The sequence below is a fragment of the Streptomyces sp. CBMA123 genome (assembly GCF_014596465.1).
Taxonomy (GTDB): Bacteria; Actinomycetota; Actinomycetes; order Streptomycetales; family Streptomycetaceae; genus Kitasatospora.
Genome location: NZ_MECK01000573.1, coordinates 1 through 437, shown reverse-complemented (window position 1 = coordinate 437; position 437 = coordinate 1). Strand labels below are relative to the sequence as shown.

1 rRNA gene is annotated in these 437 nt (G+C 57.0%); it reads left to right on the top strand.

Features of this window, described 5'->3' with window-relative positions:
• Nucleotides 1-98, top strand: a 16S ribosomal RNA gene (locus BG452_RS37510); the annotation flags it as partial.
• Between the last annotated feature and the right edge of the window lie 339 nt (nucleotides 99-437).

Below are 437 nucleotides of genomic sequence, written 5' to 3'. Positions count from 1 at the left end.
ACCCGTAAGGGGAGGAGCCGTCGAAGGTGGGACCAGCGATTGGGACGAAGTCGTAACAAGGTAGCCGTACCGGAAGGTGCGGCTGGATCACCTCCTTTCTAAGGAGCAATATGCCGCTTGCAGGCGAATGTTCTGCACGGTTGCTCATGGGTGGAACGTTGACTATTCGGCACATTCGGTAGGGCCTGTTAGTACTGCTTCGGCGTGGAACACAGAGTCTGTAGCGGGTGTGTCGGGCACGTTGTTGGGTCCTGAGGGAACGGAAGTTGCCTCATGGTTGCCGGCCTCACTTGAGATGATCGTTTGATCATCGAGGGTGTGTGACTGGTCGTTGTTTGAGAACTGCACAGTGGACGCGAGCATCTGTGGCCAAGTTTTTAAGGGCGCACGGTGGATGCCTTGGCACTAGGAACCGATGAAGGACGTGGGAGGCCGCG